The 16,787-nt window shown below is 44.7% G+C and carries 14 protein-coding genes; 9 read left to right on the top strand and 5 right to left on the bottom strand.

The features are described from left to right. Positions 1-4 precede the first annotated feature (4 nt). Both rapZ and murB read right to left on the bottom strand, forming a co-directional pair. Entirely contained in the window at positions 5-883 is an 879-nt protein-coding gene (rapZ, locus tag ABHC48_RS05810) for an RNase adapter RapZ (protein WP_118581226.1), read from the bottom strand. A gap of 117 nt (positions 884-1,000) precedes the next feature. Further along, positions 1,001-1,912 (bottom strand): UDP-N-acetylmuramate dehydrogenase, encoded by a 912-nt coding sequence (gene murB / locus ABHC48_RS05805; RefSeq protein ID WP_118581229.1) that lies wholly within the window; start codon positions 1,910-1,912, stop codon positions 1,001-1,003. A 229-nt stretch (positions 1,913-2,141) separates the two neighbouring features. On the opposite strand from murB, the gene ABHC48_RS05800 reads away from it, so the two are divergent. Then, positions 2,142-2,561 carry a stage V sporulation protein AB gene (locus ABHC48_RS05800; protein ID WP_173716322.1) on the top strand — a complete coding sequence of 140 codons (420 nt, stop codon included), beginning with the start codon at positions 2,142-2,144 and terminating at the stop codon, positions 2,559-2,561. Positions 2,562-2,592: 31 nt separating this feature from the next. On the opposite strand, the gene ABHC48_RS05795 is transcribed toward ABHC48_RS05800, so the two are convergent. After that, entirely contained in the window at positions 2,593-3,597 is a 1,005-nt protein-coding gene (locus ABHC48_RS05795) for an AraC family transcriptional regulator (RefSeq protein ID WP_118581232.1), read from the bottom strand. Positions 3,598-3,818: 221 nt separating this feature from the next. Between ABHC48_RS05795 and ABHC48_RS05790 the strand changes: the two genes are divergently transcribed. From ABHC48_RS05790 to phnE, 8 genes are all read left to right on the top strand, one after another. Then, positions 3,819-4,289 carry a SpoVA/SpoVAEb family sporulation membrane protein gene (locus tag ABHC48_RS05790; RefSeq protein WP_195699046.1) on the top strand — a complete coding sequence of 157 codons (471 nt, stop codon included), beginning with the start codon at positions 3,819-3,821 and terminating at the stop codon, positions 4,287-4,289. Continuing rightward, on the top strand, positions 4,286-5,380 hold the full coding sequence (locus tag ABHC48_RS05785; RefSeq protein WP_195699047.1) for a stage V sporulation protein AD: 1,095 nt from the start codon (positions 4,286-4,288) through the stop codon (positions 5,378-5,380). Before ABHC48_RS05790 ends, ABHC48_RS05785 begins: the two co-directional genes overlap by 4 nt. A gap of 113 nt (positions 5,381-5,493) precedes the next feature. After that, a complete protein-coding gene (locus tag ABHC48_RS05780) occupies positions 5,494-5,850 on the top strand; it encodes a SpoVA/SpoVAEb family sporulation membrane protein (protein WP_118581240.1) in 357 nt (118 codons plus the stop codon). Between the two features lie 54 nt (positions 5,851-5,904). Then, positions 5,905-6,516, top strand: a complete 612-nt coding sequence (locus tag ABHC48_RS05775; RefSeq protein ID WP_118581243.1) for a stage V sporulation protein AA — start codon at positions 5,905-5,907, stop codon at positions 6,514-6,516. A 304-nt stretch (positions 6,517-6,820) separates the two neighbouring features. After that, positions 6,821-8,107 (top strand): O-acetylhomoserine aminocarboxypropyltransferase/cysteine synthase family protein, encoded by a 1,287-nt coding sequence (locus ABHC48_RS05770; RefSeq protein WP_118581246.1) that lies wholly within the window; start codon positions 6,821-6,823, stop codon positions 8,105-8,107. Between the two features lie 758 nt (positions 8,108-8,865). Next, positions 8,866-9,897, top strand: a complete 1,032-nt coding sequence (locus ABHC48_RS05765) for a PhnD/SsuA/transferrin family substrate-binding protein (RefSeq protein WP_195699048.1) — start codon at positions 8,866-8,868, stop codon at positions 9,895-9,897. Positions 9,898-10,570: 673 nt separating this feature from the next. Then, complete coding sequence (gene phnC / locus ABHC48_RS05760) at positions 10,571-11,350, top strand: phosphonate ABC transporter ATP-binding protein (protein ID WP_195699049.1); 780 nt, start codon at positions 10,571-10,573, stop codon at positions 11,348-11,350. Then, a complete protein-coding gene (gene phnE, locus ABHC48_RS05755; RefSeq protein ID WP_195699050.1) occupies positions 11,343-12,893 on the top strand; it encodes a phosphonate ABC transporter, permease protein PhnE in 1,551 nt (516 codons plus the stop codon). Before phnC ends, phnE begins: the two co-directional genes overlap by 8 nt. Positions 12,894-12,992: 99 nt before the next feature. On the opposite strand, the gene ABHC48_RS05750 is transcribed toward phnE, so the two are convergent. Both ABHC48_RS05750 and ABHC48_RS05745 read right to left on the bottom strand, forming a co-directional pair. Further along, positions 12,993-14,984, bottom strand: a complete 1,992-nt coding sequence (locus tag ABHC48_RS05750) for a TIM-barrel domain-containing protein (protein ID WP_195699051.1) — start codon at positions 14,982-14,984, stop codon at positions 12,993-12,995. A gap of 93 nt (positions 14,985-15,077) precedes the next feature. Further along, positions 15,078-16,751, bottom strand: coding sequence for an alpha-glucosidase (locus ABHC48_RS05745; RefSeq protein WP_195699052.1), 1,674 nt, complete (start codon positions 16,749-16,751; stop codon positions 15,078-15,080). Between the last annotated feature and the right edge of the window lie 36 nt (positions 16,752-16,787).

Raw genomic sequence — 16,787 nt, 5'->3', positions numbered from 1 at the left:
CTTTCTATTTTTTCAATAGGCGATCTTTATCCACATCTCTGTGCTCCAATCGAAAACCATATTCACCATTTCTGGCAATCCGGCTGTACAACTCCCTTGCAATGGTAACAGAACGGTGCTTGCCCCCTGTGCAGCCAACTGCAATTACAAGGCTTGTTTTACCTTCCTGTGCATACTTAGGAATCAGGAACTCCACCATATCTTCCAGTTTATTTGCAAAAATCCTTGCGGTCTCATTATCCATTACATAATTAAACACGCTCTCATCCATACCGGTAAGGGGACGTAATTCATCCTCATAATATGGATTCGGAAGAAAACGCACATCGAATACCAGGTCTGCATCTGCCGGAATTCCATACTTAAATCCAAAAGACAGAACCGTGACCATCATATTACAGAATTTTTCATTATTTACAAAAATCTTCTCAATTTCCTGGCGCAGCTCCCTTGTAAGAAGGTGACTGGTATCAATAATATAATCAGCTCTCTTACGAAGAAAATCCATTTTCTGGCGTTCCAGACGGATTCCGTCATCTACCCTGCCGTTACTGGCAAGCGGATGGCTGCGTCTGGTTTCCTTATAACGCTTTACCAGCACGGAATCTTCTGCATCCATAAAAAGAATCTCAAAATCATATCCAGCTTCTTTCATATGATCCAGAACCTGTGCCAGTTCTTCCAGAGAGTGACCGCTTCTGGCATCAATACCAAGAGCCGCATTCTGGACTCCTTCTTCATGTACTTCCAGCATCAGGGAAGCAAATTTCTCCACCAATGGAATAGGAAGATTGTCCACACAAAAATAGTGGGCATCCTCCAGCATTTTCAGCACAGTAGACTTACCTGCGCCGGAAACGCCTGTAACAATTACAAATCGCATAATTTATCTCCTGCCGGGCAAAACAGTGTCACTGCTCACGGCCTGACCAGTAGCAGTAAAACGGACTCTTCTGCCTCTTATGTGTCTTAAATCCATTCCAAAGGATTCTTCATGGCTCTAGAATTCTCCCAGAAACTTCACCTCTGGTTCAAGCTTCACACCAAATTTCTCCATAACAATTCTTTGAACATCAGACATCAACGTGGTAACATCTTTCGCTGTGGCATTTCCTGTATTGATCACGAAACCGCAATGCTTCTCAGAAACCTGGGCACCGCCTACCTGATAGCCTCGCAATCCGCTGTCCATGATCAGTTTGCCTGCAAAATAGCCCTCTGGCCGTTTGAAAGTGCTTCCTGCACTTGGATAAGAAAGTGGCTGCTTGCTGGTTCGCATCCCTGCTAGCTCCTGCATACGGCTGCGAATTTCCTCCTGATCACCCTTTTCAAGAGAAATGACAGCTTCCAGAACAATATAGCCTGCTTCTTTTATCACACTGGTTCGATAACCCATGTGAAGTTCATCTGCCTGCAAGGTCAGGACTCCGCCCTCTGGAGTAAGAACCGTGACTTCTTTCAGAACATCCTTCATTTCTCCGCCATACGCTCCTGCATTCATCACCACAGCGCCGCCTAAGGTTCCCGGAATTCCCCCTGCAAACTCAAAGCCAGTCAGCGATGCCTCTCTTGCAGCTGCAGCAATTCCAGATAAAAGAGCTCCTGCCTGGGCATGGATCCTGCTGTCTTCAACTCTGATCTGTCCAAAGTTTCTATACAGCTGCACTACTACTCCCTGATAGCCCTTGTCGCTTACAAGAAGATTGCTTCCATTTCCAAGAATAAAATACGGAACATTTTTTTCCTTACAAACAGCTATGATTTTCTTAATCTCATCAGCATTCTCCGGTACCAGAAAGAAATCTGCCGGACCGCCAATTCGGAATGTAGTATGCCTGCTCATAAGCTCCGCTTCCAGTATCCGGTTATCTTCCAGAATTTCCTGGAACCGCTGTTTTAAATTTACATTCACAGATTTACATCCTCTATCTTTCTATACTCAACTTTTCTATCAAATGATATCTGCGCCAATCCTATTCTTTCCATTGCCGCATCGTTTTATTATACTATTTAACTTCACAAATGTACAGAAAAAACGCATATTTTCCAAGATTCTTTCCATACTAAATGTTGTTATGACAGTTGCAAAACAACAAACTTTTCTCAGCGACAGGTTCGTTTCGTGAAAGGAGATCTCACCCATGCTCCAGCAAATTTTCCTATCCATAGTTGGCTTCTGCTCTGGAATCATCATCGCAGGCGGTGTAGTTGGCCTGCTTATCGGTCTTTCCATCGTTCCCCGCTATGCCGGTATCACTCATACAGGAAAACATATATTGTTATATGAAGATATTACGCTTCTTGGCATTGTATGTGGTAATCTTTTTTTCCTCTATGGCTGGCACATTCCAGGCGGAACCTTTACTCTGCTCCTTTATGGACTTTTTTCCGGTATCTTCCTGGGCGGATGGATCATGGCACTTGCTGAGATGGCAGATGTTTTCCCCATCTTTTCCAGAAGGATCAAACTGACCAATGGAATCCGATGGGTCGTGATCGCAGTGGCCTTCGGAAAAGCTTTGGGATCTTTGTATTATTTTTATAAACGGTGGTTTCCCTGAATTGCGTAAAAAAATCAACGCAGCTAATTTTCTATAATAAATAAGAAGGAACGTTTTTACCAGACTTTCCTTTTTTATCCTTCTTTGACACCTTGGCGCTTTCTTCTTTATTTTCTCCGGTGATTATCGGACATTCATCTGACAGGTCACGGTACCATTTCCGATAATCTGCAGGAGAACAGCCCATCTCTTTTCGGAAAGTCTCTGAAAAATAGCTTGCTCCTGCAAAACCATTTTCCACTGCAATATCTCCCATGGAAGCTGTCTTCTCCAGAACTGCATCCATACTGTTCCAAATTCTGCATTTCTGCAAATATTCGAATGGAGTCATCTCCATATGTTTCTTAAAGAAACGGCAAAAATCACCAGTGCTTACCTGACATGCTTCTGCCATAGCAGAAAGAGTCAGTTTCTCGTTACAATGCTCAGTGAGATATCCTGTCATACGATTCAGTTTCACCCGTTCTCTGATCACTGCATTCTTACATTCCGGACGCGGCTGGGCAAATTTCTTATAAAGACTTCCCCATGCAGTGAACAGCCAGCTCTTCATATCCAGTTCATAGGCCATATCCCTGCCTTCTGCTGTCTGCGCAGCGGCGAGAAGTGCCTGAAGAAGAATGTCTTCATCTGTATCTTCCTCAGCTGACGGCATAAACCTGCAATAAGCGAAGGATTCTGCTTCTGCAACCGGTGAAATATATTTATTCTGAAGGCTCTCATCTCCAGCTGCCAGATACTCTCCAGCCACCTCAATTATATAAAAACTGCTGCTTTCCTTCTCACTTCTGACCAGACGATAGGACTGTCCTGCATTGATAAATAACGCCTCGCCAGCTTCCAGATCTACTTTTTCCTGATTTATCTGACACTGTATTTCTCCTTCTTCTGCCAATAGAAAAGTGAATGCATTCCCACTGATGCATGGCATATGTCCAAATTCCGGCTGAAGCAGTCCCAGCTTATAGATTCTGATCTTATTCTCAGTTTCCTCTGTAAGGAGCTGTACTCCCTTCCCTATAAAATATTTTCCCATAAGGTACCTCTCTTCTTCGGTTTATAATATGAGGCTACTGTCATTCTGTTTATGAGCAATAGCATCATCTTCCGTAATAACTATAACAATACTATCATGATAGTATAAATTCAGCTAAAAAGAAAGTATATTTTACATATTTTTTCACATAATAATAGAAACCAAAAGGTTACTGTACTCTAAGCAAGCAATTCCATTCATCATAGCTACAGGAGGCATTTATGAACAGTTCCATACCAAAAGCAAAGCAGAAACAATACGCCGACTATGTAAAACAGATCACCCCTACCCACAGTCTTCCCATGAACATGGCAAAGGCTTTTCTCACAGGCGGTGTAATCTGTGTCATTGGGCAGATTATAACAAATTTTGCAAAATCCAGAGGATTAGACCAGGATATGGCCGGTACCTGGTGTTCTGTTACCCTGGTTTTCATCAGTGTTATTCTTACTGGATTTAATATTTATCCAAAGATTGGAAAATTTGGCGGAGCGGGAAGTCTGGTTCCAATCACCGGTTTTGCTAATTCCGTAGCCGCCCCTGCCATTGAATATAAAACGGAGGGTCAGGTCTTTGGAATTGGCTGCAAGATTTTCACCATTGCAGGTCCTGTAATCCTTTACGGAATCATGAGTTCCTGGATTGCCGGAGTGATCTACTATCTTCTGAAAATAATGGAGGTGATTTCATGAATCCACAGACACCAGCCAGACTTACCGGTTCTGCCAGTATGAGCTTTCAGAATCCGGTTTACGTTGTAAGCTGTGCTTCTGTAGTTGGAAAAAAGGAAGGGGAAGGACCTCTTGGAAGCAAATTTGATCTGGTCTGCGAAGAACCTATGTTTGGAGAGGCTACCTGGGAAGCTGCGGAAAGCACCATGCAAAAAGAAGCAGCCGCATTGGCCCTTGGAAAAGCCGGACTTACTCCAGGGGATATCCGCATGACCTTCGCAGGTGATCTTCTGGCTCAGACTACCGCCTCTTCCTTTGGAATTGCCGGAATGGGAATCCCATTTTACGGACTTTTCGGTGCATGCTCCACCATAGGGGAATCCCTCTCTCTTGGCGCCATGTCTGTTGCAGCCGGATACGGAGAACATATTCTCTGTGCCACTTCCAGCCATTTTGCCAGCGCAGAAAAAGAATTCCGATTTCCTCTGGCTTACGGAAACCAGCGTCCTCTCTCAGCCACGTGGACGGTTACCGGGAGCGGTGCCTGTGTTCTCTCCGGAACTTTGCCTGTTCCGGAAATTCCGGAAAAGACTGATCCGCTAATTTCAGCAGAAGGATGTGTCCAAATAACAGGACTCACCACTGGAAAGCTGATTGACTTTGGACTTAAGGATTCTCTGAACATGGGTGGATGCATGGCACCTGCCGCCTGCGATACCATTTACCGGAATTTTTGTGACTTTGACCGAACACCTGATGATTATGATGCAATCTTCACCGGAGACCTGGGAGCTGTTGGAAAACGGATCCTGCTGGATCTGTTAAAAGAAAAAGGATATGATATAGAGTCCATTTATCAGGACTGTGGACTTTTAATCTTTGATGGTGAAACACAGGATACTCATTCTGGTGGAAGTGGTTGTGGATGCAGTGCATCTGTGCTGGCTGCTTATATTCTGCCGGAACTGGCAAAAGGAACCTGGAAAAAGGTGCTCTTTGTTCCTACAGGAGCATTGCTTTCCAAAACAAGTTTTAATGAGGGAGATTCCATTCCGGGGATTGCACATGCTGTAGTATTAGAGCATGTTTCAAAAAAAGATAAAAAGCAGTAAACTAAATAATTGTGCGTACTTCCTGTATAATTGCAGTCCTATAAGCCGTACTGTATTAATTATAATCTGTCTCTACCAACTATCTTTTTCTGTATCTATGAGGAGATGATTTCATGGACTATTTTAATGCATTCTGGGTAGGTGGCCTGATCTGCGCCCTTGTCCAGATTTTACTTGATAAAACCAAACTTATGCCTGGACGTGTCATGGTTCTTCTGGTATGCACCGGCTCTATTCTTGGCGCCATAGGCATTTATCAGCCTCTGATTGATTTCGCCGGTGCCGGTGCTGCTGTGCCATTACTTGGTTTCGGGAATACACTATGGAAAGGTCTGAAAGAAGCCATCGACACAGATGGTGTCATCGGGCTTTTCACAGGAGGCTTCACCGCCTGCGCAGCTGGTGTCTCTGCAGCCCTGATTTTTTCTTATCTGGCAAGCTGGTTTTTTAAACCGAAAATGAAAGAATAACAACGTACTTTATCCTTGCCTGAAACCAACATTTTTACAATGGGAGTGAATTTCATGAGTGACACACTATACATCCAAACCGAAGAAAACGTGGAGGTTCATCACCCCCATGTCTATCTTCAGGACATTGCCAAGCTATCCTGCACCAATTCCAAAATTTTAAATCACCTAAGGGTTCTCCCGGTAGCAAACCTGGATCCGGACAAGACAGGCCGGTATGTGATTTCTGTTATGGATCTTATAAATGATATCCAGCTCAAAGAGCCTGATCTTGATATTACGCATATTGGCGAACCAAACTTCATCATCACCTATCAGAAGGAAGGAACTGTCAATATTGTTATAAGATGGTGCAAAGTCATATTTGTCTGCCTCGCCACCTTTTTCGGTGCAGGCTTTTCCATTATGACCTTTAACAATGACGTAGACATCCCCGCTCTATTTGAGCAGATCTACACCCAAGTCACCGGACAGCCCACAACCGGCAATACTGTTCTGGAAATCTCCTATTCCATCGGTATCGGTCTCGGCATCCTGTTCTTCTTTAACCACTTCGGAAGAATGAAACTCACCAACGATCCCACACCTATGCAAGTGCAGATGCGTCTGTATGAAGATGACATAAATACCACGATCATTGAAGATATTTCGCGAAATAAGAAGTGACCGCTCACAGTAACCCGTTCTATTACTGTTCACTGGTAACGTTCCGCGAGATGTTTTTTGTGAACAAAGTTCACAGAAAACCCGAGAAGTGCGACGCGAAATCATGCGAATGCTTGATTTCTGTGCATCGCGAAGCGCGTTACTGTGAACGGAGTGAACAGTAACCCTTTCTGCAGGATGTTCGTCACAATTTCCACCAAGCCGTTGCTATTTTTATAAAAAAATGATACTATATCTCTATGTGAACGCTCTCTGTGAACACTTCTCCACAGGGAGCTTATTTTACCAGATGAGGAGGCACATCATGAACAATTACAGAATGGGAACAAAATGTGTTCAGGCTGGATATAAACCTGGCAATGGTGAACCAAGACAGATCCCGATTATTCAGTCAACAACATTCAAATACGACACCAGCGAGGATATGGGAAAGCTTTTCGACCTTGAGGCTGAGGGCTATTTTTACTCCCGTCTTCAGAATCCCACCTGCGACCATGTAGCAGCCAAGCTTGCATCAATGGAAGGTGGAACCGCAGCTATGCTTACTTCTTCCGGACAGGCAGCTAATTTCATGGCACTATTCAATATCTGCGAGTGTGGAGACCATATTGTAGCTTCTTCCTCCATTTACGGCGGAACCTTCAACCTGATCTCTGTTACCATGGCCAAAATGGGAATCACCGCAACCTTCGTTTCCCCTGATGCTACAGAAGAAGAATTAAACGCAGCTTTCAAGCCAAATACCAAGGTTATGTTCGGCGAAACCATTGCGAATCCGGCACTTACCGTCCTGGATATTGAACTTTTTGCAAAAGTTGCTCACGAACATGGGGTTCCCCTTGTAGTAGATAATACCTTTCCTACACCAGTGAACTGCCGCCCCATCGAATGGGGGGCTGACATTGTTACTCACTCCACCACCAAATACATGGATGGACATGGTGCAGCATTAGGCGGTGCTATAATTGATGGCGGTCACTTTGACTGGATGGCGCACAAAGACCGATATCCGGGACTTTGCACCCCAGATGAAAGCTATCACGGAATTACATATGCTGAGAAATTTGGAAAAGAAGGCGCATTCATCACGAAATGTACCGCTCAGCTTATGCGTGATTTCGGTTCCATGCAGTCCCCGAACAGTGCTTTCATCCTGAATCTTGGACTGGAGTCCTTGCATGTACGCATGCCGAAGCATGTGGAGAACGGACAGGCTGTAGCAGAATTTCTGGAAAGCCATCCGAAGGTAGCTTACGTAAATTACCCTGGACTTCCATCTAATAAATACTATGACAGAGCGAAGAAATATCTGCCAAACGGCGGCTGCGGTGTTGTTTCCTTCGGTCTGAAGGGCGGCCGTGAAGCAGCTTCCACTTTTATGCAGAACTTAAAGCTTGGCGCAATTGAGACTCACGTAGCAGATGCAAGAACCTGCTGCCTGAACCCTGCCACCTCTACCCACAGACAGATGACAGACGAGCAGCTTATCGAAGCTGGCGTACCGGCAGAGCTGATCCGTATCAGCCTTGGTCTTGAGGATAAAGAGGATCTGATCGCGGATATTTCCAATGCGTTGGATGCAATTAAATAATTGCAGGCTTTCCACAATAACGGATTGAAATTATAGAGTTTTACACTTTTTTATAACTATTCCTACACATAAATCCCCATAACAGACCTTAAATTTGATCTGTTACGGGGATTTTTCTTTCCCTCACTAAAGCATATACCACGTCAATTATTTTCGATGGAGAACTGCCATGTTTTTTTTCCATATTATTGAACTTCGAATAAGCAATAACTTCTCCATCTCCATCTCCATTTTTACAAATGCTATGCCAGAATTTTTTATTGTAATTCCAGGGCAGGTATGATACAATTTATCCGGTTAACGGAATGCAGCACCAGGGGGAGCGCCCTTGTGCTGCGGTCAGAATTTGTGATGACGAAAACCAGATTGCGAGGGAGCCCGTAGGTCCGGGTTGAGAGGATCCCGTTAGGATCGACCGAAACCTGTTCACCTGTTTTTTTGCAGGTGGATTGTCAGCATCTGCTCGAAAGTCATTTTCGATACATGCTGGGAGGCATGTATTTTTATTTACATGAATAATGAGCCCTTCTCACCATGGCATATTTGAGAGTCCATTGCTGTAATCTCTATTCCCAGCTTTGCAGAAAAATTTTTTCAAACATTCTATAGTAAGAAATTGGGCAATTTTCTCGTTATAACCGACTTCCAGCAGAAATAAAGTTACTGCCCATTTTATTCGCAGCGATTCGCTTTGCGTAACATTTCAAATGCACAGTAACACATTATATGATCAAACAAAAGCATGGAGGTATTTCACTATGAAGAAACACATTGTATCCGCACTTTCCCTGGCATTATGCCTGGGACTTACCGTTGGGAGCACTGTCACTGTTTTTGCAGAGGACACCAAAACCATTGATTCTCTGAAGATTGCATTTTCCCCATATGCAGATTCCGACACCATCACCACTGCTACCGAGCCGCTGGAAGATTTACTGAAGGAAACATTGCTCACCAAGGGGTATGACGTGGAGAACGTGGACATGACAGTAGGTACAAGCTACACCGCTGTTGGCCAGGCTTTAAGTGCTGGAAGCGCAGATATCGGATTTATTTCAGGCGGAAATTACGTACTTTTCTCTGATGACTGTGACGTTCTTCTTACCGCCCTTCGCTATGGAATCAACAAAGATTCTGATGATCCGAAAGATTGGAATGATGGTACAATCGAAGAAAACACCGATGAGATGTCTACCTATTACCGTTCTATTATTCTGGCAGGTCCAAGCGAAAAGGGACAGGCTTTACTGGAAAAGGTAAATAACGGCGAAGAGCTTACCTGGGATGATCTGAACGATGCTACCTGGGCTGTTATGGGACCGACTTCTGCTTCCGGTTATATTTATCCAAGCTTATGGCTGAACGAGAAATATGGCAAGGGAATCAGCGATCTGGCAAATGCGGTGGAGTCTGATTCTTATACCACTTCTCTTGCACGTCTGGCTTCCGAACAGGCTGATGTGATGGTTTCTTATGGCCACATCCGTACCAAATACGCACCGGAATGGAAAGAGACCTTCGGAGGTACAGATGATATGGTAAATCAGACTGGTGTGATCGGAGTTACAGATAAGATTTACAATGATATGATTGCCTACAGCAAGACTTCTGAAGTTATGCAGGATGAAGATTTCCGCCAGGCGCTTGGAGATTCCTTTATTGAGATTGCGAATACGGACGAAGGAAAAGATATTATCAGTGTGTTCAGCCAGGTTGGATATGAATGGGGTGATGACTCCAATTACGATGGCGAGCGCGAGGCGCAGGAGCTCTTGAAATCTATGGAATAAAATGTTGCCGGGGCTTTTTGGTCCCGGCAATTGCAATTTAATGTGTTGGTCGTTATCCCGGACGCGATTTCACAATGTATATTCACCGCCGCGCGTCCAGGCGTTCTGGCAAGCTAATGACTAACTACGACTAAGACGCTCAGGAAAGCCTTCGCGCCTAAGTCTCCGTAAGTCATGGATCTTGCCTCCACTAAAACCGCTCCTGAAATGCGCGGCTTGCGAATATACATTGCAAAATCGCTGGTTACTGGAAAGGGAAGAAAGAAACAGTAACGACAACAACGGGGGGAGGGTGAAGTAATTGGTATCCCGCAGCTTTATTGTTTTTTTGCCAATCTATCGTTGCCAAGAAAGTATAGGGAAGCCAGTCACTCCCCCTCCCCCTTCGTTAAAAGTTCTTGTCACCCAGCAAGCCCCAGCCCGTACACAGCATTTGGGAAATGTGTATTACTCCAGCGAGCCATTTTAGGCGCGCTCTTAGCGTAGGCGAAATCCAGCGCTTACGGAGACTTATGCGTGAGGGCTCTCCCGAACGCATTAGTCGCAGTTAGCGATTAGTTCGCTGCAGCGTTGCGCCGGCGAGTGAGTAATACACATTGTCCAAATGCGTCCGCATTGAAGAACTTTTAATCAACTAAATAGCAACGAAATCATATTTAAGGCAGGATTATCTATGAATTTACAGATTCAGCATATCGCAAAAAAATTTCATAATGGCACAAAAGCCCTGGCAGATGTGGATTTCTCCGTCTCACAGGGGGAATTTGTCTCGGTGATCGGGCCTTCGGGGGCGGGGAAGACAACGCTCTTTCGCATTCTCAATGGAATGATGGAGTGCACTGGCGGACAGGTGCTTCTGGATGATAAGCGCTTTGATTCTCTAAAAGGAAGGAAAAAACGTGAACTGCAAAAATCCATCGCAACCATTTATCAGGACTTTTGTCTGGTGGAGAATTCTACCTGTCTGAAGAATGTGCTGACTGCCGGACTTCCGGATATGGGATTTTTCCAGGGCGTGTTTGGACTTTATGGAAAAACACGTAAAGAAGAAGCTCTGAAACTGCTGGATCGGGTTGGACTTCTGGAAAAGGCAGAGGAACCGATTAAGAATCTGTCTGGCGGACAAAAGCAAAGGGTGGCAATTGCAAGAGCACTTATGCGGCACCCGGCGATCCTGCTGGCAGATGAACCGGTGGCGTCTCTTGATCCAGTTACCGGGAGACAGATTCTAGGGTTGCTGAAGAGTATTCATGCGACTGATGGTGTCACCATTTTAATGAACAGCCATAATCTGGAATTCTCCCAGGAGTTCTCCGACCGACTTATTGGTCTGAAAGATGGCAAGGTTGTATTTGACGGTAAGACTGCTGATCTGACTGATTCTATCACTACACAAATTTATAACAAAAATGATACTCAGATAGAGAATAAGCGAGGTGTCGCTTATGAATGATAACAAAATAAGCAAAAATTCCATTGTGGCAAAATTTGCTGTTCCAATTTCTTTTCTGATTTTGTTTTTCCTTGCAGCAAATTTCACAGACTGTGACCTTGTAACTTTCTGGAAACGAAGGAGCCACCTCACCGACTTGGTCGTGGATATGATCCCGCCAGATTTTTCCTATATTCAGAAGATCCTGCTACCGCTTTTTTACACCATTCAGATGTCTGTTACCGGAACGGTACTTGGCATCTTTTTTGCCCTTGTACTCTCGCCTTTTGGCGCTGCAAACTTAGGATTTCCAGCTGTAATACGACGGATACTTAGAATTGTAATCCAGATTCTCCGTTCTTTTCCAGCCTTGATTCTGGCGCTTACTGCTACCTTTCTTTTCGGGCTTGGAACTTTTGCAGGTACTTTTGCCATTACATTGTACACCTTTGCCATTATGACAAAACTTACCTACGAGGATGCAAGTGCCGCCGATGTAAAAGCTTACCAGGCACTTCGGGCTATGGGTGTTTCAAAGTATGTAGCTTATATCCATGGAATTCTACCAGAGATCATTCCTGGATTTCTCACCAATGCACTTTACCTGTTGGAAACCAATGTACGGCACAGCTCCATTTTAGGATATGTGGGAGCTGGCGGTATCGGACTGCTTCTCAATGAGAAGATTTCCTGGTTGGAGTATGACAAAGTGGGGACCATTCTGCTGATGCTGTTTCTAACAGTGTGTGTGATTGAATATTTCAGTCGGTATCTGGCCGCCTTGATACGAAAAGAGCGCACAATAAAAAAAGAGCAGGCCAGACTGCTGCTTCTGTTTCTGGCTGCCCTGTTTCTGATCTGCACGTTTACCCTTTCCCTGCCGGATTTTTCCAGAACCAGTCCACAGACTTTGCGAAATATGTTTGCTGGCTTTCTGCAGCCAGACTGGAGCTTCTTTTTCTCGGCTGAAAAAGATGGGCTTGGGTATCTTTTACTGGAAACAGTGTGCATTGCTTTTATTGGAACGGTAATCGGAGCCATTGTATCTGCACCGCTGGCTTTTCTAAATACCAAACGTTTCGTACCTGCTCCTGTGTCCTTTCTTTTTAACCTGGTGATCATGGTAATCCGTTCGGTGCCTTTTCTGGTGTATGGACTGATTTTCATCCGGGTATCCGGGCCAGGAGCTTTCACAGGAGTGCTGACATTGGCCGTATGCAGTATCGGACTTCTCACCAAAAGATTTACAGAAGCACTAGATGCCCTGGACCCTCGTCCCTATCATGCGCTGCTGGCCATGGGGGTCCGTCCTCTTCCCGCCATCTGCCACAGTGTCCTGCCGCAGCTGAAGCCTGTTTTCACCTCTATCATCCTCTACCGGTTTGATGTAAACATCCGTGAAGCTTCCGTTCTCGGTCTGGTAGGCGCAGGCGGAATCGGAGCGCCCCTTATTTTTTCCATGAATCAATATGCCTGGGAAAAAGCTGGTGCAATCATGCTGGGATTGATTCTGTTGGTGTGGTTTATCGATATGGTATCTGAAAAAATCGGAGCTGGAAATTGATGGCCAGCTCCGATTTTCTGTCTTCTGGATCCTGTTTAAAAAATCTTTTAAACCTCGTCGTGAAATTTCCAAAGACTTTCAAGGGATCTTTTCATTCTGTTATTTTTCTAATTTTCTATAATTCTCAGCCTTATCGTACTCCTTATGCACGCCATCATCCTCGTACAAAGTATAACTGCTGCCTTCATATCCCAGCATAGTGAGTTTGGAAGTATCAATATCCTTCACACACTCCGCAGCCTCTGCAACCGGAATACACTTACCACTCCGGATAAACAGAGGCACTTCATTTAAGGCAACCTCCACATAATGAACGCCCTTTTCCAGAATCTCCTCAGAAATACTTCCGTCTGTCAGAAATTTCACAAACCTCATTTCTTCCGGAAGGTAAACATAACGCCCTCTTGCGTTCTGCTCGTAAACCGGTGCGATCATAATCTCATTTCCAAGGATCAGCTGGTCTTCCACCCGGATTGCCATCTTATCATCCGGATAAACAAAGCCAAGTGGTTTGAAATACATATCATCGTTTAAAGCGGCCTTCATGTATTCGCTGTACAGATACGGAACAAGGCGGTATCTCGTATTTACCACATTTCGGAAATCCTCAACATTCTCAAACTGATAGCACTCTTGCTCTCTTGTTCCGATTGCGGAATGGTTACGCATAAGCGGAGTAAATACCCCAAGTGCCATATGGCGAAGCACCAGGTCTCTTGTTGCATCCGCGCCAAATCCGCCAAGATCTGCTCCTGTGTAAAGGAATCCGCACATATTCAGAGACGGCAGCATTTTCAGGTTCAGAAGAATGTGTGACCACCAGGATTTATTGTCTCCCATCCAGATTCCGCCGTAACGGTGCATTCCAATATAGGAGGAACGGGAAAACATCAGGAAACGCTTCTCCGGATCAATGCGGTCGAATGCTTCGCCTGCTGCTCTTGTCATATTGTAGCCAAACAGGTTATGTACCTTGTCGTGACGGATCTTTTTGCCATCCACATTATGATAAAATCTGCGGTAATCTTCTGGGTTGTTTGCGAGTCCGTTTAGCTCGCCCTGCATTTTCCAAATGTGGATCTTACCGTCTTTATCCTGGGAAAACTCTCCGGCAAGTTTCTTCGCCTCTTCCATTCCCTCTGAGGAATAGAAAATAGCAGGCTCATTCATATCGTTCCAGAAGCCTTCAATCCCCTGTCTAATAAGGAAGCTGTATTTGTCTCCAAACCACTTTCTGGCATCCTTGTTCAGAAAATCCGGGAAATGAGTATCCCCCGGCCATACGGCTGCCACAAAATCACTTCCGTCCTCCCGCTGGCAGAAGTATCTTTTTTCCACACCTTCCTCGTAAACCTCATAGCCGCTTTCCACTTTTACACCAGCATCAATAATAGGGATCAGGCGTAGCTCCTGGTCTTTCATCTCTTTTACAAAATCCGGGAAATCAGGGAAATTCTCCGGATTCAACGTAAAGTCCTTGTAGGAATCCATATAATCAATATCCATGTAGATCATGTCCAGGGGAATGTGATTCTCACGGTATCCTGCTGCCACCTTGCGAAAATCCTCCTTGGTGGTATATCCCCATCTGCTCTGTCCGAAACCAAATGCAAATTTCGGGGGAATATAGCTACGTCCGATCACATGGCGGAACTGCTTTACAATGTCATAAGCAGACTCACCCCCGATCACATACACATCCAGATCTGCATCTGCACATGTCACCTTCAGGGTATCCATTCTGGTGTACCCAATGTCAAAGGTCAGTTCAGACGGATAATCGAAAAATAGACCGAAGGTTGTCTTTCCACTTACGATAATAAGGTTGTGGGCACCATACAGGGAGCGTTTGTCCTCCGTGTGGTTTGGATCATCGGTACAATTGCTGATGTAGCAGTAACCTCTTTTGTTGATTCCACGGTTGGCCTCTCCAAGCCCGTAGACAATATCCTCCTCATCCATCACATAGGTAAAATCAAAGCCACTCTCCAGGCTGATCTTCCCATACGGAAAAGCACCATCCGCTGTCTCAATCTCCTCTGTCAGCGCCTCCGTATTAAAAGGAGCGCCGTATCTGAACTTTCTGATCATAACATTCTTCCTCGTCTTTCATAAAAAGGGGCAAGAAATTTTGCCCCTTTCAGTCTGTTTTTGCTGCTGTCTGCTTCGCGTCCAGTAACCTGTTTATTTATATAACACAAATGCCTCATAAGGTTTCAGCACGACCTTACCCGCAAATACTTTTCGGTCAAGGTTTGTAATCAGGCACCGGGAACCTTCAAATTCTGCAGGAACTTCAAATTCTGCAGACTGCTCACTGAAATTGCAGACTGTAAGAAGTCTTTCCTCATCCAGCTTTCTTGTATATGCGAAAATCTGATCATCCTCACGGCAAAGAGGTTCAAACTCACCGTACACAATAATATCTTTCTCCTTGCGAAGAGCGATCAGTTTCTGATAATAATGGAAAATGGAATCCGGATCATCCAACTGACTGGCTGCATTGATTTCTTTACAGTTCGGATTTATTTTAATCCACGGCTCCCCATCTGTAAAACCTGCTTTTTCTGAACCGTCCCACTGCATAGGTGTTCTTGCATTATCACGGCTTCTGAGCATCAGACATTTCATCATGTAATCCGGCTCCATCAGCCCTGCATCTGTCAGCTCTGTATAATACTGAATGCTCTCAATATCCTTATAATCTTCCAGCTTATGGAAATATGCGTTTGTCATGCCAAGCTCTTCTCCCTGGTATACATAAGGGGTTCCCTGCATCATATGAAGACAGGTTGCCAGCATTTTTGCAGAAGTCTCTCGGTATGCCGGATTGTCATTTCCAAATCTGGAAACGCTTCTTGGCTGATCATGATTTCCCAGGAAAAGACTGTTCCATGCTTTTCCCTGAAGTTCCTCCTGCCATTTGATCATCGTCTTTTTGAAAGCCTTAAAGTCATATCTGTCAGTGGTCCATTTGCCAAACTCCGCATGCGGAGAAGCATCTTCTACATGTTCAAACTGGAACACCATATTCAGCTCGCCACTGTCTTCCCCGGCATATTTCTGTGCCTCTTCAATGGTAACACCAGAAGTTTCCCCAACTGTCATGATATCATATTTGGACAATACCTCACGGTTCATTTCCTGTAAAAATTCATGGACCCGCGGACCGTGAACGCTGTATGGACCGAAATCTCCATACAGGCCGCTTTTCACTTCTCCATCCGGGAAAGCCTGATCCTTTGAAATCATACTGATCACATCCATACGGAAGCCGTCGATTCCCTTGTCACACCAGAATTTCATCATATCGTAAACTTCCTGGCGCACTTTCTCATTTTCCCAGTTCAGATCCGGCTGTTTTTTGGAAAACAGGTGCAGGTAATACATCTGTGTCTCATTGTCGTATTCCCATGCAGAACCGCCGAATGCACCGCCCCAGTTATTTGGCTCTTTTCCGTTTACCGGATTTTTCCAGATATAATAGTCACGGTACGGATTATCCTTGGACTTTTTGCTCTCCAGGAACCACTGATGTTCGTCTGAAGTATGATTTACAACCAGGTCCATCAGCACCTTGATTCCACGCTCATGCGCCTGAAAAAGCAGTTCCTCGTAATCCTGCATGGTTCCGTAATCTTTGTAAATTCTGCGATAATCTGAAATATCATAGCCATTGTCATCCTGTGGGGACTCCAGCATAGGTGAGATCCACAGAACATTTACCCCAAGTTCCTTCAGATAATCAAGTTTCTCTATAATTCCTCTGATATCACCAATTCCATCCCCATTGCTGTCATTGAAGCTTTTTGGATAGATTTGGTATACAATACTTTCTTTCCACCAGTTCTTCTTCATTTCCTGGCTGTCCTCCTGATATTCTATATTTATTTT

It is taken from the genome of Ruminococcus sp. 1001136sp1 (genome assembly GCF_039841815.1).
Classification (GTDB): Bacteria; Bacillota; Clostridia; order Lachnospirales; family Lachnospiraceae; genus Blautia_A; species Blautia_A faecis.
This window is presented reverse-complemented; position numbering and strand designations above follow the sequence as displayed.